Here is a 21,521-nt window from a genome sequence, read left to right on the forward strand (position 1 = left end):
TAGGTAAGGAGGGTTCAGGATGGATGCAATTGATATTCTAACGAACTTGGATAACTTGCAAGCATATTTTCAACCTATTTTTAGTGCAGACGAACATATAGTAGTCGCATACGAGGTTTCTGGAAAATTGCTGCATGATAAGCTAATAAACTTAAATGCGTTTGCTTTTGATGAAGAGGTGCCAGAGGAATATAGAGTTGAGGTCGAACAAAGAATTCTTCATATTGCTTTAGGGCAGCTTGTAGACCAGCCAAAAAACTTTGATATATATCTTCCATGCAACGCCAATTTACTAGTGCTAGATTATGGCGAAGGGTTTTTTGATATTATAAAACAATATATCCCAGAGGAAGAACTTTCTCGAATTGTTATAGTAATTTCCGAGCATAACTTTAAAGGGGATTTTCATCAGTTAAATAATATAGTACGTTACTTTAAAACCTATGGAATAAAAATAGCGATTAACCAATTAGGCTCAGAGAGTCATCTCGATTATATACAAATGCTAGCACCTAATATCCTTAAGGTAAATATAGAGCAGCTAAGCTATGAATCCTGGGGTGCACAGAATGACCTTTTTACATCACTTAGTTCATCTGCGCGTAAAATTGGAGCAAATATGCTTTTTGAGGGTATTGATACAGTTCACCAGCTTCAATTTGCCTGGAAAAATAGTGGCCGATACTATCAAGGGAAATATTTAGCTGAAGCGGGCACTGGACTAATCCCACGAAATCAATTAAAGAAAAGCTTTAAGGATAGGTGTCGACAATTTATTGCAACAGAAAAACGTATATTAGAAGAGAATTACAAGGCATTGAAGGAATTACAAGTTAATCTAGAGAAAAAAGTTCAAGCTATCAAATCTTCTAGCGAAGAAGTAGAAGATTTATTGAAACTAGCTGAAGAGCTAAGTGAATACTCGTTCCGTCTTTATATTTGTGACGAGGAGGGCTTCCAGACCTCGCCTAATATTGTTCGAACTGATTCGCATTGGGAGGTTGAAGAAGACGCCATTAACAAAAACTGGAGCTGGCGCCCATACTTTCTAAAAACAATTATTAAGATGAGAAATGATCAAAGTGGTGTGTTCTCTGATATTTATAGCGATATTCAAACAGGCGAAATGATAAGAACCTTCTCTGTCCCAATCAACGAGAATGAATATATGTTTATTGATATTTCCTATGATTATTTATTTAAAAAGAATATCTTCAGATGAAGCCTACTTTAATTTAAAAAAGTATGTAAGGGTGCCTTACTATCTAAGTAAATAAAATCCATCGATCGAAATCTTACCTAAGATTTCGATTTTTTTTGTATATTTATTGCCCAGATTAGTGCTATATTTTTCCGTTTCTTTCAAGGATATTAGGGAATAGCTACAATATGTCTGATTTTAAAAGGCGAATTATACATAAAAAGAAGGTGTTTTGACATGAATATACTTTGGGGAATTGGTGGAGTTATTGTTGTGATCGGGATTGCTTTTCTCCTTTCCAATGCTAAAAAGTCGATAAATTTACGAACCATACTGATTGGTTTAGCTATACAGATTGCATTTGCATTTATGGTATTGAAGTGGGATTTGGGACGCTGGGCATTACTAAAGCTTTCCAAAGGAGTTCAAAATTTAACTGGGTATGCCAATGAGGGGATATCTTTCTTATTTGGCTCATTGTCTGATGTGGATGAGTTTGGGAGCATCTTTGTTATACAGGTGTTAACTATCATCATTTTCTTCTCAGCTTTAATTTCAGTTTTGTATTATTTGGGCATCATGCAGTTCTTTATAAAGATTATTGGAGGAGGACTATCCAAGCTTTTAGGAACTAGTAGGGCAGAGTCTGTATCTGCTGCAGCAAACATTTTTGTGGGGCAAACAGAGGCTCCTCTAGTTGTTCGCCCCTTTATTGCAAAGATGACTAACTCAGAGCTTTTTGCTGTGATGACAGGTGGACTTGCATCGGTTTCAGGATCCATTTTAGTAGGATATTCTTTGTTAGGGGTGCCACTGGAATATTTGCTTGCCGCTAGCTTCATGGCTGCGCCAGCAGGTTTGATCATGGCTAAGCTAATGTTTCCTGAGACGGAAACTGTGGAAGACACCGATTTCAAGATGGAAAAAGATGATTCAAACGTCAATGTAATTGATGCTGCTGCAAGAGGGGCCGCAGACGGGATGAAGCTTGCAGTCAATGTAGGAGCTATGTTATTAGCATTCATCGCCTTAATTGCTCTTTTGAATGGTTTAATTGGAGGGATTGGAGGACTCTTTGGCTATGGTGAGATAACGATAGAAGGGATATTAGGCTTCATATTCTCTCCATTGGCTTTTGTAATAGGAGTACCTTGGTCAGAAGCAGTGGCGGCGGGATCCTTCATTGGTCAAAAGCTAGTTTTGAATGAATTTGTTGCTTATAAGGCTTTTACCGATGATATGGGGAACCTTTCTGCTAAAACCAATCTTGTCGTAAGTTTTGCTCTATGTGGCTTTGCAAATTTAAGCTCAATGGCAATATTGTTAGGTGGATTAGGTTCCCTAGCTCCAAACCGGAGACCAGACATTGCAAGATTAGGGTTTAAGGCAGTTATTGCAGGAGCGCTTGCATCATTACTTAGTGCTGCAATAGCAGGAATGTTTTTATAAACAGTGATCTTCATAAAAGATTAAACGAGAATACTTTCTGTTTATTAATTGTAGCTACAGGCTCTGGCGAAAAGTGTGAGGCAGATATGACATCACAAAATGTCCATCAAAAAATAAATATTATTTGTCGAATAATGAATTTAATACAACCTCCTATGGAACTAGTCATAGGAGGTTTTCTTTTTGGAAGATAAAATAGTAGCGCTATATAGACTTTAGATTTCAACATTTTCAAACATTTAACGACAAAATATTAGGAAAAAAGTCGCATAAAATTCGTTGACAAAATTATTGTTTGTAAAGTAATATTCAACAAAAGCTTACTTGTAAACGCTTAACTTAAAGGGGGTATCCATATTGGATCCTATATTAGAGATAAAAAACCTCTCTTTACAATTTGGAGGGGTAAAGGCACTAGAAGATGTAAGCTACCATATTAACAAAGGAGAGATTTTTTCGTTAATAGGTCCAAATGGAGCTGGAAAAACTAGTATGCTGAATTGTATTAGTGGTCTCTATCAACCGACTGGTGGCTCCATTTTGTATAAAGGTCATGAAATCATAAATATGAAACCTTATAATCGCACAGCTTTAGGGATTGCTCGTGCATTCCAAAATATAGCGTTATTTGCCCATATGTCTGTGCTAGACAACCTAAAGCTTGGAAGACATACATTGATGAATTCCGGACCGATTAGCGGAGGAATGTACGTTGGAAAGGCTGCAAAAGAAGAAATTGCTCACAGACAGAAGGTAGAAGAAGTAATTGAATTTTTAGAGCTTCAAGATATCCGTCATACTCCTGTCGGTACGCTGCCTTACGGTTTACAGAAGAGAGTCGAGGTGGGAAGGGCACTTGCATTAAACCCTGACCTTATCTTATTAGATGAACCAATGGCTGGGATGAACAAAGCGGAAAAAGATGAAATGTCACATTTTATAGTTGAGATGCATGAGACGATGAATATGACGGTAGTCTTGATCGAGCACGACTTAGGGGTTGTTATGAATTTATCGGAACATATAGCTGTATTAGATTTTGGTAGACTTATTGGTTTTGGAACCCCAGCAGAAATTCAAGAAAATCCAGCTGTTATAAAGGCCTATATTGGGGAAGAAGCCGTTATTTAGGAAGGGGAAATTAAAATGGATCACAAAACATTACCCACTCTTTTAGCGGAAAGGTCTGCTAATCATGAGCAAGAGGTTGCTCTCAGGCAAAAACAGCTAGGGATTTGGCATGAGGTTACTTGGGGGGAATACAGTAAAAAGGTAAATCAATTATCTATTATATTATCTGAATATTTCGATTTTTATAAAGGGGAAAGGCTAGCAATTATAGCAGATAATCGGCAAGAGTGGGTTTATACTCAACTTGCTGCACAAAGTTTAGGTGGTGTAACGGTAGGGATCTATCCAGAATCATTACCTGAACAAATTATTTTTTATCTAAATGACTGTAAGGCCAGAATCGTATTAGTTGATAATCAAGAGCAGGTAGATAAATTATTGGGGATTGAAGAACAAATACCATTAGTTGAGCAAATCATATTTTTTAACAAGCAAGGAATGAGGCATTATAAGCATCCAAAACTAGTAGACTTTGAGGATTTACTATCAGACGGCATATTATTGTTGCAAGATAAGGCAAAGTTCCTTGTTGATCCACCTGAAGAGGTTTTGGAAAATGACCCTGCAATTATTGCCTATAGTGCAGCTACATCAGGGATGCCAAAGGGTGTCATTTTAACGCATGCTAACCTAATTGATGCAGCTGAAGGTCTACTAGCTATTGATAACGTGAAAACAAAGGATGATTATTTTTCTTTTTTACCTTTCGCTTGGATTCATGAGCAAATTTTAGGGATAGTAACTCCTTTAATTAAAGGCGTGGTTGTTAACTTCCCCGAACGCCCACATACGGTTTTAGGGGATCTTCGGGAGATAGGTCCACATACATTGCTGGCTCCACCAAGAGTTTATCAATCTATCATGTCTAGTTTTACGAACAGGATAGAGGGAGCAAGTAAGTTTAAAAAAACAATTTACAATTTTTTCAAGAAATTTGGGGACAAGGCTGCCCGTGCAGAATTGAACAAAGAGCCAATCAATTTCGTAGACAAAGCAATGTATATATTAGGAGATATTATCGTTTTTAGTGCTATTCGTGATCATTTAGGTTTAGCGAGAGTTAAAAGGGCTTATGTTGCAGGAGCTGCTTTGCATCCGGAAGCTTTTTACTTTTACCACAGTATTGGAGTAAATCTAAAACAAACCTATGGGGGGACTGAGGTTGCTGGTATAGCTTTTGTTCAAAGAGACAAAGACGTAAGAGCCGGAAGCTCAGGAAAAGCATTACCAAATACGCTAGCTAAGATTGGAGAAGATGGAGCAGTATACATTAAAAATTCAGCTGTTGCTACAAATTATATAGGTGGAGAAAGTACGCATGGTGGGGATGGATGGATTTCCTTAGGTGATTGTGGTCACTTGGAGGATGACGGCCATCTTTACGTGCTAGATAGATTAGAGGATATTATTATTGCCGAAAATGGCCAAGTTATTTATCCGAGACTGATAGAAAACAAGTTAAAATCGAACCCTTACATTTTAGAGGCAGTTTGCTTTGGTCAAAATAAGCCATATGTAACTGCAATGATCAATATGAACTGGAACAGTATGGGGAGATGGGCAGACAAACAAAGAATTGCCTACACAGATTACGGAGAGCTGGCTAAAAACAATCAAGTGATAGAGTTTTTGGAACAACAGGTGTCATTGTTAATGAAAGATTTACCTTCCTTTGCAAGGGTAGAGAAATTCACACTGTTACACAGACCATTTTCAATAGAAGAAGGAGAGCTCACCAGAACCTATAAAATAAGAAGAAATTTCATAGAAGATCGTTACAGAGTGTTGATTGACGGGATGTATACAGAAAGAGAAAGTATCCCTATGGGTACGAGTGAAGCAGATAGCTTGCGAGTGATCCAACTAAATAGAGGACAGGAGGTGACGTTATGACATTCTTTCTTCAAATGCTCGTCACGGGAGTGGTAGTCGGTAGTATCTATGGTCTAGTGGCATTAGGGTTTGTACTAATTTATCGGGCAAGTGGTGCACTAAATTTGGCAAATGGAGAGTTTGTTATCGTTGGCCCCTATATTTGTTTAGTTTTGATGACCGCTTACCGCATCCCTTTCTTTATTGCCTTGTTAATTACCCTTATATTCAGTGCCATTTTGGGGTTAATCGTGGAAAGATTGGTTATCCGTCCTATTCAAAATGCTCCAGTAGTATCTGTTATTATGGCGACAATTGGACTTTCTAGCTTACTAGGGGGAGCCGTTCATATGATTTGGGGTCACCAAACAAGGATGTTTCCTAAAATATTCCCAACAACTCCTATAAATATATCAGGGATTATTATTAGTCCTGTATATCTTTGGTCATTTGTAATTGTCATAACACTGCTAACCATATTCTTGTTGCTGTTCAAGTTTTCAAAAATGGGGATTGCTATGCGAGCAGTGGCGGATGATCGTCAGGCTGCGATGTCCATGGGGATCAGTGTGAAGTATGTGTATGCAGCAACTTGGACTATTGCTGCTGTTGTTGCAGCGGTAGGTGGGATATTGCTAGGGAATATCAACGGCTTAAGTCCTACTATGTCTGCAATTGGTTTGACCGTACTGCCGGTCGTAATTTTAGGTGGATTGGATAGTGTTCTTGGAGCAATCGTAGGTGGATTTATAATTGGTATTCTCCAAAACATGGCAGGGGGATATATAGATCCACTTGTAGGAGGAGGCTTAAAGGAGGTTGTTCCATTCATAGTGGTTTTACTCATCTTAATGTTAAAACCATACGGACTATTTGGTAGTAGAACAATTGAGAGGGTGTGAACCTATGAGGAATCTGTTTGTTAGAGAAAGTGGTAATTATAAGATCTCTTATTTAGATGATGCAAAAATGTTTGGAACAACCTCTGGCAAGATTAAAGGTTTGTTAATAGTAGCCATGGTCCTCTTGCTGCCATTAGTTACTACTAATTATTGGATTGGTCTTCTTACTCTCTGTTCTATTTCAGCGATTGGGGCAATCGGACTTAATATACTGACGGGCTTCACTGGGCAAATATCGATTGGAGTAGGCGCCTTTTTAGGTGTAGGTGGATATACGTCAGCAATTCTTACTTCCACCTATGGATTAAGCTTCTGGATTTCTTTACCGTTGGCTGGAATCGTTACAGCTTTAATAGGGGGCTTGTTCGGTGTTCCTTCCCTCAGACTAAAGGGTTTGTACTTGGCTATTGCTACTTTAGCTGCGCAAGTTATCATTTTATTTGTTATTAGTCGCTGGGATAGTTTAACAGGTGGTACTGCTGGAATGGTATTGAACCGTCCAAAGGTTGGGGACGTTTCTTTAACGAGTAATACACAATATTATTATTTATGTGTCATCATTTTGTTACTTACCGTCTTGTATGCTACTAATCTATTGAGAACAAGAACTGGAAGAGCCTTTTTGGCTGTCCGAGACAGAGATATAGCTGCACAAATAATGGGGATCAATTTATTTAAATATAAGGTAATGGCATTTGTTATTAGCTCGTTCTTTGTCGGTATATCTGGAGCTTTACTCGCACATTACACAATGATTGTGAGTCCAGAACTATACAACTTTCATGTGTCTATAGAATACCTGGCAATGATTTTGATAGGTGGCTTAGGAAGTGTATTTGGTTCTATTCTAGGAGCAGCTTTTATAACATTGTTACCTGTACTGCTAGGTTCCTTCGTAGATGTTTTGGCAGCTTTTATGCCAGACTTCTATCAGTTGTTTTCAGCTTTTAAGGATTTTGTTTTTGGAGCTGTCATTATTTTATTTTTAATCTTTGAACCAGGAGGACTCGCACATATTTGGCTCAATTTTAAGAAATACTTTAAGCTTTGGCCATTTTCTTATTAGCTAGTTTTCGTTTTCTATTAGAAACAAGGGGAGTGTTGATGAAGTTGAGAAAAAATAAATTTGTATACAAAATATTGGGGATTCTTTTCGTGTTATTACTAGGGGCTTGTTCAGAGGAAGGTACATCTGAAAGCAGTGATGGCGCGAGAAAAGTAGTTGTTGGTGGACTATATGATATTACTGGTGGTACTGGAGACGTTGGAACCCCTTACGCAGAGGGAGAAAAAGCGTATTTCAAATATGCTAAAGATAAAGGAGAAATAGAAGGCGTAGATTTGGTTTTGAATGGGAAGGACTATGCTTATTCTATTCCAGAAGCCCAAAAAATTTACCAAGAGCTGCGAGATAAAGAAAAAGTTTCTGCTGTACTTGGCTGGGGAACGGGAGACACAGAGGCATTACGTCAACAAGTGGCTAGCGACAAGCTTCCTTTCTTCTCTGCATCTTATTCTGAGAACCTAAAAAACTTAGAGGAGAGTCCTTATAACTTCTTGGTGGCTGCTTCATACTCTGATCAAGGGAGAACTGTATTAAAGTGGATTAAGGATAACCATAAAGGCTCTGAACCAACGGTAGCATTATTGTATAACGATACAGCGTTTGGGCGTTCTCCAATCGAGGATATTAAAGCGTACGCGGCTGAAATTGGTATAAAGATTGTAGATGAACAAATTGTTGATGTACAAGCTACCGAAGCACAATCTCAGTTATTGAATATGGAGAAGAAAAATCCAGATTATGCAATTATCCAAGAAACCTGGGGCGCAACAGCTACAATTCTTAGAGATGCTAATACACTGAACATAGATACCCAATTTATAGGGTTAAACTGGGCCTCTGGTGAAGGAGTTATTACAATAGTAGGGGAAGATGTAGCGGAGGGCTATATTGGTATTCTATCTCATGCTTTACCATACGAGGATCAACCAGGGATGGCAGAGGTAGAGGAATATTTAAAAGGTGAGGGAAAAACACTAGAAGATATCAATCAGAAATTTATCCAAGGGTGGTCGGCTGCTAAAATTATGGTTGCTGGTATAGAAGAAGCGGCTAAAAAACATCCGGATGGCGATATTACAGGAGAAGAGATTAGATCAGGTCTTGAGTCTTTAAATAACTTTGACCTTGGCGGACTTGGAGCACCGGTAAGCTTCAGTGCGGACAATCATACAGGCACGGAGCAGACTCGTCTAGGCATAGTGAAGGGCGGCAAATGGGAGCCTTTAACAGATTACTTTAGCTATAAGGACTAAAGTGGAAATGAGGAGCTGGCATGCTAAAGGTAAATAATGTAGAAGCAGTATACTCAAAAATTATTTTAGCTTTAAAGGGAACGACTCTTAATGTTCCGAATGGAGACATCGTAGCTCTTTTAGGCAGTAACGGTGCAGGGAAATCTACGACGCTTAAAGCGATTTCAGGTTTACTTTATGCGGAAGATGGACAGCTAACTGATGGAACGATTGAATTTGAAGGCAAGTCATTGAAGGGACTAACTACTGATGTGATTGTAAGGAAAGGCATTTTCTTATGCATGGAGGGTAGACGAGTTTTTAAGGACTTGACGGTCGAGGAGAATCTAACAGCTGGGGCATTCACTCGAAAGGATCGTTCTAATATAAAAAAAGATATAGAGAAAATCTATGGGTATTTTCCAAAGCTAAAACCTTTAGCTTCCCGTAAAGCGGGTTTCCTTTCGGGGGGAGAACAGCAAATGCTCGCAATAGGAAGAGGAATCATGGCAAAGCCAAAGTTACTGCTATTAGATGAACCATCGTTAGGAATAGCACCCTTATTGGTCAAGGAAATATTTCAAAACATAAAACAAATAAATGAAGAGGAAGGTACTTCCATCTTAGTTGTGGAACAGAATGCCAATGTTGCTCTATCGATAGCTGACTACGGATATATAATGGAAAATGGTAGAGTAGTTTTACAGGGTGATGCTGCGAGTCTACTATCAAACACAGAAGTTAAGGAACATTATTTAGGCATTGGCAAAGAGAAAAATTATAGAGATAATAAAGGAGCTGGACGTAAACAGCGAATGGTTTGGTAAACTAGCTCACTATAAGGCTGGGACATTACTAGTCAATCAATTAAAAGACGTGAAATCAGAAATTTGATTTCACGTTTTTACTTTTTTGAAGGTAACTGATTTCTAATAATAAATTCTCTATTCTCGTTGATTGGAGAGGAAGTCGCGGCTCCTGAGTGAACAGTCCAAGCTAAAGCCTAAGTGAAGCAAAGCAATTAGGAGGTTGAGGCTGTGCCCGGAAAGTGCGCGCTGTAGCGGAAAACAAATACATTCTATTTCGAGGAGACTTTTGTCCAAGCCATGCACTTGTTTCGCCATTTCATTGGAAGAAAAAACGGCATATAAAAATATTTTAACGAAATAGGCATTAAGTGCTATATTTTTAGTTTATATTTAATGAAAAAAGGGAAAGTATTAATAGGTAAATCTATCTCTTTGATAAAAAAGATATAAAAATGATTATTTTTTGTTTATTATATAAACATATCAAAAATACTAGATTTATTTACAAAAAAAGGTGTTAATATAGATATTAATTAATCTATATTAAAGATTTATAGATTATTAAAAATGGAGGTACTTTATTGTGAGAGAGCAAACGAGATATTCTCGTCTAGCCCATATAACTAAGCTAATCAATACAAAGCTAGATCTTAGAGAGGTATTGGAGCAAGTCGTCAAGGCTATATCTGAGGAAATTGTTCAATGTGATTCTGTAGGGATTTATTTGCCACAGCAGGATGGACAATTTAGGGGCTTCGTAGGGAAACCCGAATATATTAATGGTTTTACGTTAGATATGCATTTAATTGAGACGGAATATGACTTGCTTGCTAAAGAAGTAATAGAAACACAAAAAACTATATATATACCAGATACCTCTAAGGATACTAGACCAGATCCAAGGAATGTTAAAGCTTTTCAGATAAAATCTTTACTAGCTCTTCCTATCTCTTTTGAAAACGAGCTTTTTGGACTAGTTTTCTTGTTTGATTACGGCACGCCGATGAACCTGACGGAGGATGAAATTCAAACCGTAGAGGCTTATGTGAATATGGCTGGGGTTGCTATTCAAAATGCTACCAACCTTACTAGAAAAGAGAACCTAATAGCTGAGAAGCAATTGCTTCTAGACCATACTCGAGAGCTTTCTATGTGTTCCACCATGCAGGAAGTAATCGATCGTTGCTTCTTCTATGTAGGGAAAGTACTGGGCAACTACAATATTGGCGTTCATTTATTGGATCCTATGGCTGATAAGAATATTAAGCCAGCAAGTCTCAGTCAAAATAGTGATTGGACTGAAGAAGAATGGATGAAAACACATAAAAAATTAAATGTAGATGAAAATGACCTTGTGTTTCAGGACGTCATTCAAACTAAAAAAGCAATTATGATACCTGATGTTTTTGCAGATGAGCGACCTAATCATGATGCATGTAGAACATTTGGGATAACAGGAATGTATCTGCTTCCATTAGTAACAATGGGCGAAGTATTAGGGGTAATTGCTGTTGTAAATCTAGATGAAGAAGACTTAAAGTATTCTGAGTCTGATATACTTCTAGCTCAATCCATTGTAGATGCAACTGCAGCTAGTCTTTCTAATATGCTTTTCATGGACAAGCAGGAAACGATCATAGAAGAGAGAACCTCTGAAATACGTGTAAAAAATACGGAGCTGGAAAGAGTTGTTCATGAGCTTCAGCATCTTAGCAATGAAAAAGAATTAATATTAAACTCTGCAGGTGAAGGAATCTTTGGAATAGATTTGTGCGGAAGAATTACGTTTTGTAATCCAGCTAGTGAAAAGATGCTAGGTTATGAAAAGGGAGAGCTGATCGGTACTCTATCTTCTAGTATCATTTGCGAAGAGCCTGAACATTCATCCTTTGGAGAAACTGGGCAAATGTTTTGTAAGAAAGATAAAACAAAATTAGCTGTAGAATACGTTCTCTCCTCGATTGTAGAAGATGGCAATGTTATTGGGCAAGTAGTAACGTTCAAAGACATTACTGAAAGAAAGAAAATGGAGGAAGAGATCAGATACTTGGCTTATTACGATAGTTTGACAGATCTTCCAAACAGGGTCTTGCTGAATGATAAGTTAAAAAAAATACTAGAAGATAAGGAACAACAAGGAGCAGTTTTATACTTAGATCTAGATCGCTTTAAATTAGTAAATGATAGTTTAGGACATAGCTATGGAGACTTATTACTTAGAGAAGTGGCAAACCGTCTTCAAATAGTAATCCCGACAGATGCGATTGCATCTCGACAAGGGGGAGACGAATTTACGGTTGTCTTGCCTAATATTCAATCTAAAAAAGATGTACTCGAAGCAGTTGAGCGGATTTCAGACATATTCTCGCAACCTTTTTCATTAATGGGAAATGAAATTTATATTAAGACGAGCATAGGGATAAGTATGTTTCCAAAAGATGGCGTGGATGTGGAAGTACTGATAAAAAATGCAGATGCGGCCATGTACAAATCCAAGGAAAAATCTGGTACAGGATTCCACTTCTTTGAACAGGAGATGAATACCAGGTCATTAGAAAGCATTAAGCTAGAAAATGCTCTATATAAGGCGCTTGATCGGAACGAATTAGATGTGTATTATCAACCACAAATTGATAGTAGGACGAACGATATAATAGGAGTGGAAGCTCTTTTAAGATGGATACACCCAACAAAAGGGATGATTTCTCCTGCAGATTTTATACCAATTGCAGAGGATACAGGGCTAATTGTGCCGATTGGAGAATGGGTACTGGAGAATGCCTGTAAGCAGTTGAAAGAGTGGCATAAAGAAGGAAATGACTTTATGAGTGTTTCGGTAAACTTATCCAGCAGACAATTTGAAGAAAATGATTTAGTAGAAATGGTGCAGAGAGTTTTATCTGACGTAGACCTAGCACCAGAATTCTTGCACTTAGAATTGACGGAAAATCAAATCATAAAAAATAAAGATTTGACTGTTGAAATGATGGAGCAACTTAAAGAGATTGGTGTAAAGATAGCGATAGATGATTTTGGAACAGGATATTCTTCGCTAGGCTATCTTAAAAACTTTCCAATTGATGCTTTGAAAATAGACAAATCTTTTATTCAAGATATTAGAGAAGATGATGATAGTAATTCAGCTATTACTAATACAATCATTACATTAGCAGAAAATCTCAAGCTCAATGTAATCGCTGAAGGTGTCGAAACAAGGGAACAATTAGATTTTCTTTTATCAAAGGGCTGCTATTTAATGCAAGGTTATTACTTTAGTGTTCCTTTAAAAGCAGGTGCATTGAAAGATAAATATTTAATTTAATAGGGGGAAATGGGATGAAAGCTGTTCGTTCTGTGTTGGAATATTTAAAGGGGATTGGAGTACAACACGTTTTTGGAATACCTGCAGGCTCTGTAAATGCATTTTTTGATGAATTATATGATATGCCGGAGATTACTCCCATAATTACTAAGCATGAGGGTGCTGCCTCATATATGGCTGCAGCCTATGCGAAATACTCGAATCAGCTGAGTGTATGTATTGGAAGTAGCGGTCCTGGAGGTACTAATTTAGTCACCGGTGCAGCTAATGCAATGAGAGAGCACTTGCCAATTTTATTTTTAACGGGAGCTGTGCCAGTAAGTACAGAAGGCTTGAATGCATCGCAGGAGCTTGATGCGGATCCGATTTATCATTCTGTCACGAAGTATAGTGTAACAGTGAGAGACTCAAAGGATTTATTAAAGGAAATTATGAAGGCTACCAAAATAGCAGTTTCAGGTGTTCCTGGTCCAGTACATATAGCTATGCCTATTGATGTTCAACAAGGTCCGTGTGGTAACGAAGAGATTCCTACTATTTTGGTAAGGGAAGAAGTTCTACCGAATCTCGACATGATTAAACAGGCAGCTAAGGAGTTAGTCGAAAGAAAAAGCGGTTATATATTTGTAGGTCAAGGGGTTAGAAATTCAGTCGACCTATTATTTGAATTGGCAGAGATGCTCGAGTGGCCGATTATGACAACACCGGTCGCAAAGGGCTTTGTTCGTCAAGATCATCCATTGTCTGCAGGGGTATTTGGATTTGCTGCTACAGAACAAGCTACAAGTCTTATAAATGACGGAGATGGAAAATCTCTATTAATCATCGGTTCCAGTCTTGGAGAAACAGCTACTAATAACTATAATGGTAGCCTGACAGATGGGCGATTTACGGTCCAAATGGATTTTGATGAAACCGTCTTTAATCGCAAGTACCCGATTGATATTCCTATCCTAGGTGATATTCAATTGAGCCTTTCTGCATTAATAGAAGAGCTCAAAACTCTTGGAATAACAAGGAAAGAAATGGCCTTTAATAGAAAAGATAATGTCCAAAGTCATGAAGATTATACTACCAAGAATGTGTTACTTCAGTTACAGTCGTACCTTCCTTCATCTACCCGATACACAATAGATATTGGAGAATTTATGGCTTACGTTATACATGACATGGATGTCCTTGAATACAGTACATTTGATATAAATGTCCATTTTGGAGCTATGGGTAGTGGTATAGGTTCTGCAATAGGAGCTAAGCTTGCTGAACCAGATCGTCCTACAGTAGCCATTACCGGTGATGGGTGTTTCTTTATGCATGGAATGGAAATATTGACTGCTAAGGAATACAATATCCCTGTGCTATTTGTTGTGATGAACAATGCTCGCTTAGGCATGGTTTACCACGGGCACAATCTGCAATACAAAAGGGTTCATCCAACCTTTGCGCAAGAGCCGATTAACATTGCAGCGATGGCAGCGGCTATGAACATACCTAGTGTTCGTATAGAAGAAATGAGAGACTTGAATGAGGAAGTCATAAACAGTCTCCTGCAGATGAATGGCCCAGCTGTATTAGAGATTTCATTGGTAGATAATAGTATCCCTCCAATGGGCGATCGAGTTAAATTTCTATCATCCTTTGGAAAATAATTAATATAAAAACTCCTATCTCAGTGTTTGCGAGATAGGAGTTTTTTTATATTTGCCTTATCATACTGCAAAGCACTTGTATTTTATAAATCATTATATGTCGTGCGGGCTACTTCTATCAAACTATTTAGGACCTGGCCTTTAAATGAATCTTCAACTGATTGTCCGTCTTCTGTGCAGAAATAATAGCACATTTTTTCTTGATTATAACTGAATCCAAGCTCGTTTAGCTTTTCGTGTAAATTCTCTGGTAAGCCATCTAATCCAGTTTTTTGTTTAAAATAATCAGTTGCTAAAATGTAAACGTCTATATCTTTTACCCCAGTAGAAACAATAAACAAATCATGGTCCTGTTTTAGAATCCATTGCTTTTTAGAATATAAAGAGATTTTCTTATTTTCTAAAAATGCAAGCCCGTTTGTATTTATACCAAATAGTTTTTTTAGGAGAATGCGAATTTGCTCTCCAGTCCAATCGTGCTGTTGATTTTCCAGGAACCATGTAATGGCTGCCTTTGGAGTAGGCTCTTTCAGGTTTTCAGCAGTATCTATGTCTAACAAGTATGCTTTGTCTAAATCTATGTAAAAAGCATGGGATATAAAATGAGCGATAGATTCGGTAGTTACCTCTACTGCTTTGGAACTAAAATACCGATCCATAGCTTCTATTTTAGACATTTCTACTAACTTGTCTTCAATTAATTCATTTTCAACGCCTTCACTTTTTAAGGTTTGGATGATTACTTCATCTATAGACGGATGGTATTTTGGAGAGTGTAAGAATGGCATAATATTCCTCCTTATTTTTAATTATCATACAATAAAAGTGGATGGGGTGCTTACATTATTTAAAGAATAATGTTAAAAGCCTCATTTTTGAAGCTGTAATTCCTGCTGATTTTAAAAGTTTTGAAAGAATCAACTTAAGAAATACCCCTTTGTAGGAATCGTTAATCAATTTCATAGAATTTAAGTATATAATTTTATACGTTTATATTATATGATTATTTAGAAATATTAAATTTATTTAAAAGTAAATATATTTTATAGGAAGGTGTGCCTATGAGTAATTATCTTATTCAAAATGTTCAAATGTGCTTAGAGGATGGCCAATTAATCGATGGGGAGATTTTAATTGTTGATGGAAAGATAGCATCTATATCTGAAGGTACAATGGAAGAGTTTAATGGAGAAGTCATTGATGGTAAGGGATATGTTGCAATGCCTGGTTTTATAGATATCCATATTCATGGCGCTGCGGGGGCTGATTTTATGGATGGAGATCTCAAGGCTACGAAAGAGATTGCCGAATATTTGCCTCAAGAAGGAACAACATCTTTTTTAGCAACAACTATTACTCACTCATCAGAGAGAATTAAACAATCGATAGAAGTAAACACTCAATTCCTGAAGGAGAGTATAGAAAATCAGGGAGCAGAGATGCTTGGCTTTCATTTGGAGGGGCCATTTATACATCCAGAGCAGGCGGGGGCCCAGCCGGTTCAGCATATACAAAAGCCTTCGGTTGATAGATTACAAAATTGGTTTGGAGAACAACTAACCCATTTGAAGGTGGTTACATTGGCTCCTGAGCTTGACGAAGATTTTGTGATGATTCAGTATTTAAAAGAAAAAGGAGTTATTTCTTCCGCAGGTCATTCGAAGGCGTCCTATCAAGACATTAATAATGCAGTAAAGAATGGGTTAACACATCTAACGCATTTTACTAATGCGATGACAGGTGTTCATCATCGAGAAATTGGGATGGTTGGAGCAGGATTCATGAATGAAATGCTTTTCTGTGAAGTGATTGCGGATGGGATACATTTATCAGACAATATGCTTCGATTAGTGTTTAAGGTGATTGGGCCGGATAGAGTCATTCTCATTACGGATTCTATGCGAGCGAAAGGACTTCCGGATGGAAACTATTCACTTGGCGATCAGGAGGTCAAGGTGGTTGGTCGAACTGCTACCTTAAAATCGGGTACATTAGCTGGAAGTGTGCTAAAAATGAATGAGGGTGTACGGAAAATCCGAGACTTAACTGATTTACCGCTTCATGAGTTAGTGAAAATAACCTCAACAAATGCAGCGAAAAGATTAGGAGTAGACGATCGAAAAGGGAGTTTAGCAGTTGGGAAGGATGCCGACATTGTATTGCTAAATAACTCCTTTGAAGTACAATATACTTTTTGTAGAGGAAGGCTGAGTTATTCTAATGAGCAAAGGTAATATAACATGGTTGGAAGTTAAAACTTACGAAGAAATGAGTAAAATGGCAGCTACTATTTTTGAAAAGCAATTAATAGAAAAGCCATCTAGTGTATTAGGATTAGCAACAGGAGGAACTCCGATAGGCTTTTATAAAGAATTAGTGCAATGCTACATAAAAGGTGATATTTCTTTTGAAAAAGCAAGTACGTTTAACTTGGATGAATATGTAGGGATCGGGCCGGAGGAAGCTACAAGCTACCATAAATATATGCAGGAGCATCTATTTAAACATGTAAACATTCCAAGAGAAAATGTTTATCTTCCAAATGGCTTAGCAACGAATTTAGAGAAGGAATGTGCCCGTTATGAGCATCAGATTGAACAAAAAGGCGGAATTGATCTTCAATTACTAGGGATTGGTGTTAATGGACACATTGGATTTAATGAGCCAGGTACGTCTTTTCAATCAAGAACACATGTTGTCGAGCTTGCAGATAAAACAAAACAGGATAATGCTAAATACTTTCCAGAAGGAAAATCAGTCCCAGAGCTAGCCATTACAATGGGTATTGAAACAATTATGATGGCAAAGCAGATTGTGTTATTGGCATTTGGTGAAAATAAAATAGAGACTTTGAATCGCATTAAGGAACAAGGCATCTCCGAGGATTTTCCGGCAAGCTGTTTAAAGATGCATCCTCATGTAACAATTATTTATGGAAGTTAAACATATATAGTATTAAAAAAATGTTTGAGGAAGATGTTGTATCTCCTCAAACATTTTAAATAAGAATAAATTTCATTCTTCTCTTTCAATTGAGATTGATATATGTGCAAAAAAACGATTATTCTACAATTGTTTTAGGAAATTAACTAAATCAAGCTGGTTTTCTGGAACAACTCCATGGCCGTCCTCATATGTTTTATATGTAACATTAGCTCCAAGTTCCTCAAAATAATTTTTACTTTCTAATCCCCAATGAGATGGAATTACGTAATCGTATTCCCCATGCGAAATGAACATAGTCAAATGATCGACAGGGTGCTTTCTATATTCCTCTTTCACAAAATCAGGTAAATAACCGCTTAAGGCAGCTACTCCTTTTATTACATCTCCCATAGTGAGAGCTATTGTTTGTGCCAATACAGCACCCTGACTAAAGCCAACTAAACTTATTTTACTTTGATCTAAGCCGTATTCCTGCACGGCCTCTGCAATAAATTGGTGTAGATAAGTTACTACCTTATCAAAAACTTGTCTTTCTGGTCTTCCTTCTTCCTCAATCGTGAAAAATGCATATCCAGGGTTAAATACAATTGGTCCACGCAAACTAAATATATGGTGGCTACCTTCTAATTCGCTTACAAGCTGGAGCAAATCCTCTTCGTTACTGCCCATGCCATGAAATAAGAAAAGAGATGGCTGGTCATTTCCTTTAGTGGTCGGTGCTATATATTTATATGTAAAAGGGGACTTCATATTTAGCTACTTCCTTCCTTCTTGTAGTAAATACATTCTATCATATGCTTTATTTAATGATAAAAGATAAGTGCAAAGACTTTTCTTGTTGTTTAGGAAATTATAAAGTTCTGAACCTGGGGATAAATTGATGTCTAGCTCCATCGCCTTGCCCCTCGGGGTCAAATGGATAAAAGCTCCGGTGGCTGAGGACCTGCCTCCTCACTTTTCTCCATTTGCCTGTCGGGGCAGTGACAGGCGATTACGCTTTTCTTGATGTCTAGCTCCACCGCCTTGCCCCTCGGGGTCACATGGATAAAAGCTCCGGTGGCTGAGGACCTACCTCCTCTCTTTTCTCCATTTGCCTGTCGGGGCAGTGACAGGCGATTATGCTTTTCTTGTTTTAACCAGATTAAAAAGGGAAAAGTAAACAAACAATAGAAGCAAATAAGGAGATGGTTAAATGACTAATTCAAGGCAGATGCCAAAGGAAGAGGGTCTAGATCATAGTCTCACATTGTTACGTGAGGGGTATATGTTTTTAGCGAATAGACGTAAAAGCTTTGCATCTAATATCTTTGAAACAAGACTGCTGGGGCAGAAGGCAATCTGTATGGGTGGCGAAGAGGCAGCTAAGCTTTTCTATGATAACGATAAGTTCATAAGAACGGGTGCAGCTCCAAAAAGACTTCAAAAGACACTATTTGGAGTAGGCGGAGTTCAAGGATTGGACGAGGAAGAGCATAGAAATAGAAAAGGGATGTTCATGTCTATCATGACGCCAAATCATCTAGAGCGTTTAAACCATCTTACTCAAAAATATTGGGATATCAAAAGTAAAGAATGGGAACAGAAAGACCAAGTCGTTCTATATGATGAATCCAGAGAATTATTATGCAAGCTGGCGTGTGAATGGGCAGGTGTCCCATTGAATGATGACGAAGTAAAAAAACGGACAGAGCAGCTGACTAAATTATTTGAGTCTGCTTCTGCGCTGGGACCTGAACATTGGATGGGAAGACACGCTAGAAAAGAATTAGAGGATTGGATTGGAGAGCTGGTGGAACAAGTAAGAAATAGCCAGCTACAGCCGCCAGACGGAACTGCTCTCAACAGTTTTTCTTTTCATAAGGACATAGATGGCAAACTGTTAGATAAAGAAATAGTTGCTGTAGAAGTGCTGAATATTATTAGACCGATCGTAGCAATCTCGGTTTATATTACCTTCACCGGATTGGCCGTTCATCAATATCCTGAAAATAAACCGAAACTTTTAAAAGAGGACGAATTCCTTCAAATGTTTGTACAGGAGGTCAGACGATTTTATCCTTTTTTTCCTGCGACAATAGCTAGAGTGAAAAAAGACTTTATCTGGAACGATTTTCAATTTGAAGAAGGAACTTTAACCTTATTAGACTTGTATGGAACCAACCATGATCCTCATCTATGGGACAACCCAGAAATTTTCAATCCCGATCGTTTTGCACAGTGGGACGAAAGCCCGTTTAGCTTTATACCTCAAGGCGGTGGAGATTTCAATATGGGCCATCGCTGTGCAGGAGAGTGGGTAACTATTGAAGTAATGAAGGTGAGCCTTCAATATCTTGCAAATAAGCTAGCTTACGACCTTCCAAATCAGGATTTAAGCTATAGCATGGTAAGTATCCCAAGTCTTCCACATAGTAAGGTTATAATGGCCAATGTAAAAAGCAAGCAACAATAGGAGACTAAATATGAAAGAATTTAAAATTACTTACTTCTTTGATGAAAACCATTATATAAGAAGGTTTATTCACTTGGAATCATCGGAGGAAGCGGAGAGTCTGATTCGAAATGAAAGAGATCAGTTTATTTCCTTTTGGGACAGTAGAGGCATCTACCATGAATTGAATACGAAGAACGTCCGTATAATCCAACTGTCTGAATACCATCGCATAGATAAAAGTAAAAAGGTACCCAAATGAAGCATAGTCTTCATGGGTACCTTTTTTCATATGTGATTTTTGGCTGTATTTTCTTGCTTTAAGGTCAGCCGCTGTTTATTTCCATACAAGTTAACGAGTAACAAGCTGCTTATTGCAATGGTCCCACCAACAATAGAAAGTGGAGAAGGAAGCTCATGAAGCCAAATCCAAGTAATAATTATAGCAACAACTGGCTCCGCGTATAATGTATTGGAAATAGAGCTGGCATCGCTCTTAGATAACGCTATTGCCCAAGTGAGGTAGGCTAATGCTGTAGGAAATATACCAATGTAAATCGCAGATAGATTTGCTTCTACAGTTGCGTTTTGAAGAGTATCGAATAGTCCAGGTGAAAAAAAGAGAAATGGTACAGTACCAGCCCAAGTAAAATAAGCAGTAAGCTCAATAGCGCTATATTTCTTAAATAAAGGCTTTTGATATACGAAAAAAATAGACGTGGCAAAAGCTGCAATTAGAACTAGGAATACTCCTGGAGAGATATCAAAGGATGAATCCCCAGTCCCTAAAGCAATAAGTATTATTCCAACAAAGCCAAACCCTAATCCTACCCATCCTACTTTTCCTAATCGTTCATTTAATATAACTACAGCCATCACTGTGGTAACAATTGGTGCAGAACCGATAAGCATACCTGCAGTCCCTGCAGAAATGGTCATTTGTCCAAATGTCACGCAAACATGGTAGAGGCTAATACCAATCCACCCTAAAATTAATATTTTCCATAGGTCACTTTTCTCAGGAAGTTTAAATTTACTTCCTGGCCAGAATGCTACAACAGCAAAAATAAGTGAGGCTATCAAAAATCTATATAAAGATAAGTGACCCGGAGGAAAGCCTCCATTTAAGCTTGCACTAATAGCTGCAAAAGAAGATCCCCAGATAGCTACAGTCATAATTGCGAGAAAAAAAGCTTTTGTATTCATCTATCATTCACCGAGCCTTATGTAGTAAGATTCTTTATTTTAATATAACTAATGAATCTTACAACATATATGCAATTTAAACAACATGACGTCAACTATTTGTCACACGAAATGAAAAGAAAATTTAGCTGTCATGAAAAAAATAAGAGACTATATTAGGACATTGTCTCTTTCATATCGGTCATATACTATTAAGAAACAAAATGTTTTATATTTTTACATACTTGGAAAAAAATACTTTATTATTTTAAGGTAATTTGAAAGGGGTGAACTAGAAGCAGAATCGAAAAGAGAAGAGCAGCTAG

The 21,521-nt window shown here is 37.6% G+C and carries 17 protein-coding genes; 14 read left to right on the forward strand and 3 right to left on the reverse strand.

Annotated elements, in window-relative coordinates; translation table 11 throughout:
• The first annotated feature begins 19 nt into the window (after positions 1 to 19).
• The 10 genes from NSQ95_RS01700 to NSQ95_RS01745 all read left to right on the forward strand — a co-directional run bounded on the left by NSQ95_RS01700 (position 20) and on the right by NSQ95_RS01745 (position 14,633).
• Positions 20 to 1,222 carry an EAL-associated domain-containing protein gene (locus tag NSQ95_RS01700; protein ID WP_342560150.1) on the forward strand — a complete coding sequence of 401 codons (1,203 nt, stop codon included), beginning with the start codon at positions 20 to 22 and terminating at the stop codon, positions 1,220 to 1,222.
• Between the two features lie 216 nt (positions 1,223 to 1,438).
• Positions 1,439 to 2,650: a NupC/NupG family nucleoside CNT transporter gene (locus NSQ95_RS01705; protein WP_340886698.1), complete on the forward strand. Its 1,212-nt coding sequence runs from the start codon at positions 1,439 to 1,441 to the stop codon at positions 2,648 to 2,650.
• A gap of 357 nt (positions 2,651 to 3,007) precedes the next feature.
• A complete protein-coding gene (locus NSQ95_RS01710; RefSeq protein ID WP_340886700.1) occupies positions 3,008 to 3,781 on the forward strand; it encodes an ABC transporter ATP-binding protein in 774 nt (257 codons plus the stop codon).
• 15 nt (positions 3,782 to 3,796) lie between these two features.
• Complete coding sequence (locus NSQ95_RS01715; protein WP_342560151.1) at positions 3,797 to 5,674, forward strand: AMP-binding protein; 1,878 nt, start codon at positions 3,797 to 3,799, stop codon at positions 5,672 to 5,674.
• Positions 5,671 to 6,555: a branched-chain amino acid ABC transporter permease gene (locus NSQ95_RS01720; RefSeq protein ID WP_169360040.1), complete on the forward strand. Its 885-nt coding sequence runs from the start codon at positions 5,671 to 5,673 to the stop codon at positions 6,553 to 6,555. The genes NSQ95_RS01715 and NSQ95_RS01720 overlap by 4 nt, the downstream gene beginning before the upstream one ends.
• A 4-nt stretch (positions 6,556 to 6,559) precedes the next feature.
• The gene (locus NSQ95_RS01725; protein WP_298472206.1) at positions 6,560 to 7,621 is read left to right on the forward strand and encodes a branched-chain amino acid ABC transporter permease; all 1,062 of its coding nucleotides are present in this window, start codon (positions 6,560 to 6,562) and stop codon (positions 7,619 to 7,621) included.
• 38 nt (positions 7,622 to 7,659) lie between these two features.
• Positions 7,660 to 8,874, forward strand: a complete 1,215-nt coding sequence (locus tag NSQ95_RS01730) for an ABC transporter substrate-binding protein (RefSeq protein WP_342560152.1) — start codon at positions 7,660 to 7,662, stop codon at positions 8,872 to 8,874.
• Between the two features lie 20 nt (positions 8,875 to 8,894).
• Positions 8,895 to 9,680, forward strand: coding sequence for an ABC transporter ATP-binding protein (locus NSQ95_RS01735; protein WP_342560153.1), 786 nt, complete (start codon positions 8,895 to 8,897; stop codon positions 9,678 to 9,680).
• A 562-nt stretch (positions 9,681 to 10,242) separates the two neighbouring features.
• The gene (locus tag NSQ95_RS01740) at positions 10,243 to 12,984 is read left to right on the forward strand and encodes an EAL domain-containing protein (protein WP_342560778.1); all 2,742 of its coding nucleotides are present in this window, start codon (positions 10,243 to 10,245) and stop codon (positions 12,982 to 12,984) included.
• 14 nt (positions 12,985 to 12,998) lie between these two features.
• Positions 12,999 to 14,633 carry a thiamine pyrophosphate-binding protein gene (locus tag NSQ95_RS01745; RefSeq protein WP_342560154.1) on the forward strand — a complete coding sequence of 545 codons (1,635 nt, stop codon included), beginning with the start codon at positions 12,999 to 13,001 and terminating at the stop codon, positions 14,631 to 14,633.
• Positions 14,634 to 14,716: 83 nt separating this feature from the next.
• Here the strand turns inward: NSQ95_RS01745 and NSQ95_RS01750 are convergent, their stop codons facing one another.
• On the reverse strand, positions 14,717 to 15,421 hold the full coding sequence (locus NSQ95_RS01750) for a hypothetical protein (protein ID WP_342560155.1): 705 nt from the start codon (positions 15,419 to 15,421) through the stop codon (positions 14,717 to 14,719).
• 273 nt (positions 15,422 to 15,694) lie between these two features.
• Here NSQ95_RS01750 and nagA point away from each other — a divergent pair, with 273 nt between their 5' ends.
• Together nagA and nagB are read left to right on the forward strand one after the other, a co-directional pair.
• Positions 15,695 to 16,867, forward strand: coding sequence for an N-acetylglucosamine-6-phosphate deacetylase (gene nagA / locus NSQ95_RS01755; protein WP_342560156.1), 1,173 nt, complete (start codon positions 15,695 to 15,697; stop codon positions 16,865 to 16,867).
• A 1-nt stretch (position 16,868) separates the two neighbouring features.
• Positions 16,869 to 17,576, forward strand: a complete 708-nt coding sequence (gene nagB, locus NSQ95_RS01760; RefSeq protein WP_342560779.1) for a glucosamine-6-phosphate deaminase — start codon at positions 16,869 to 16,871, stop codon at positions 17,574 to 17,576.
• A gap of 123 nt (positions 17,577 to 17,699) precedes the next feature.
• Here the strand turns inward: nagB and NSQ95_RS01765 are convergent, their stop codons facing one another.
• Complete coding sequence (locus NSQ95_RS01765; RefSeq protein WP_342560157.1) at positions 17,700 to 18,329, reverse strand: dienelactone hydrolase family protein; 630 nt, start codon at positions 18,327 to 18,329, stop codon at positions 17,700 to 17,702.
• Positions 18,330 to 18,771: 442 nt separating this feature from the next.
• On the opposite strand from NSQ95_RS01765, the gene NSQ95_RS01770 reads away from it, so the two are divergent.
• A complete protein-coding gene (locus NSQ95_RS01770) occupies positions 18,772 to 20,031 on the forward strand; it encodes a cytochrome P450 (RefSeq protein WP_342560158.1) in 1,260 nt (419 codons plus the stop codon).
• Positions 20,032 to 20,041: 10 nt separating this feature from the next.
• Entirely contained in the window at positions 20,042 to 20,272 is a 231-nt protein-coding gene (locus tag NSQ95_RS01775; protein WP_340886725.1) for a hypothetical protein, read from the forward strand.
• Between the two features lie 26 nt (positions 20,273 to 20,298).
• Here the strand turns inward: NSQ95_RS01775 and NSQ95_RS01780 are convergent, their stop codons facing one another.
• On the reverse strand, positions 20,299 to 21,216 hold the full coding sequence (locus NSQ95_RS01780) for a DMT family transporter (RefSeq protein ID WP_342560159.1): 918 nt from the start codon (positions 21,214 to 21,216) through the stop codon (positions 20,299 to 20,301).
• Positions 21,217 to 21,521: the final 305 nt, after the last annotated feature.

Origin of the sequence: Psychrobacillus sp. FSL W7-1457, assembly GCF_038593405.1 — a bacterium.
Lineage (GTDB): Bacteria > Bacillota > Bacilli > Bacillales_A > Planococcaceae > Psychrobacillus.

What these genes read in the sequence shown, in the direction of transcription:
- NSQ95_RS01700 (WP_342560150.1), top strand. Translation starts at nt 20, where the DNA reads ATGGATGCAATTGATATTCTAACGAACTTGGATAACTTGCAAGCATAT.
- NSQ95_RS01705 (WP_340886698.1), top strand. Translation starts at nt 1,439, where the DNA reads ATGAATATACTTTGGGGAATTGGTGGAGTTATTGTTGTGATCGGGATT.
- NSQ95_RS01715 (WP_342560151.1), top strand. Translation starts at nt 3,797, where the DNA reads ATGGATCACAAAACATTACCCACTCTTTTAGCGGAAAGGTCTGCTAAT.
- NSQ95_RS01720 (WP_169360040.1), top strand. Translation starts at nt 5,671, where the DNA reads ATGACATTCTTTCTTCAAATGCTCGTCACGGGAGTGGTAGTCGGTAGT.
- NSQ95_RS01725 (WP_298472206.1), top strand. Translation starts at nt 6,560, where the DNA reads ATGAGGAATCTGTTTGTTAGAGAAAGTGGTAATTATAAGATCTCTTAT.
- NSQ95_RS01730 (WP_342560152.1), top strand. Translation starts at nt 7,660, where the DNA reads ATGAAGTTGAGAAAAAATAAATTTGTATACAAAATATTGGGGATTCTT.
- NSQ95_RS01735 (WP_342560153.1), top strand. Translation starts at nt 8,895, where the DNA reads ATGCTAAAGGTAAATAATGTAGAAGCAGTATACTCAAAAATTATTTTA.
- NSQ95_RS01745 (WP_342560154.1), top strand. Translation starts at nt 12,999, where the DNA reads ATGAAAGCTGTTCGTTCTGTGTTGGAATATTTAAAGGGGATTGGAGTA.
- NSQ95_RS01750 (WP_342560155.1), bottom strand. Translation starts at nt 15,421, where the DNA reads ATGCCATTCTTACACTCTCCAAAATACCATCCGTCTATAGATGAAGTA.
- nagA (WP_342560156.1), top strand. Translation starts at nt 15,695, where the DNA reads ATGAGTAATTATCTTATTCAAAATGTTCAAATGTGCTTAGAGGATGGC.
- NSQ95_RS01765 (WP_342560157.1), bottom strand. Translation starts at nt 18,329, where the DNA reads ATGAAGTCCCCTTTTACATATAAATATATAGCACCGACCACTAAAGGA.
- NSQ95_RS01770 (WP_342560158.1), top strand. Translation starts at nt 18,772, where the DNA reads ATGACTAATTCAAGGCAGATGCCAAAGGAAGAGGGTCTAGATCATAGT.
- NSQ95_RS01775 (WP_340886725.1), top strand. Translation starts at nt 20,042, where the DNA reads ATGAAAGAATTTAAAATTACTTACTTCTTTGATGAAAACCATTATATA.
- NSQ95_RS01780 (WP_342560159.1), bottom strand. Translation starts at nt 21,216, where the DNA reads ATGAATACAAAAGCTTTTTTTCTCGCAATTATGACTGTAGCTATCTGG.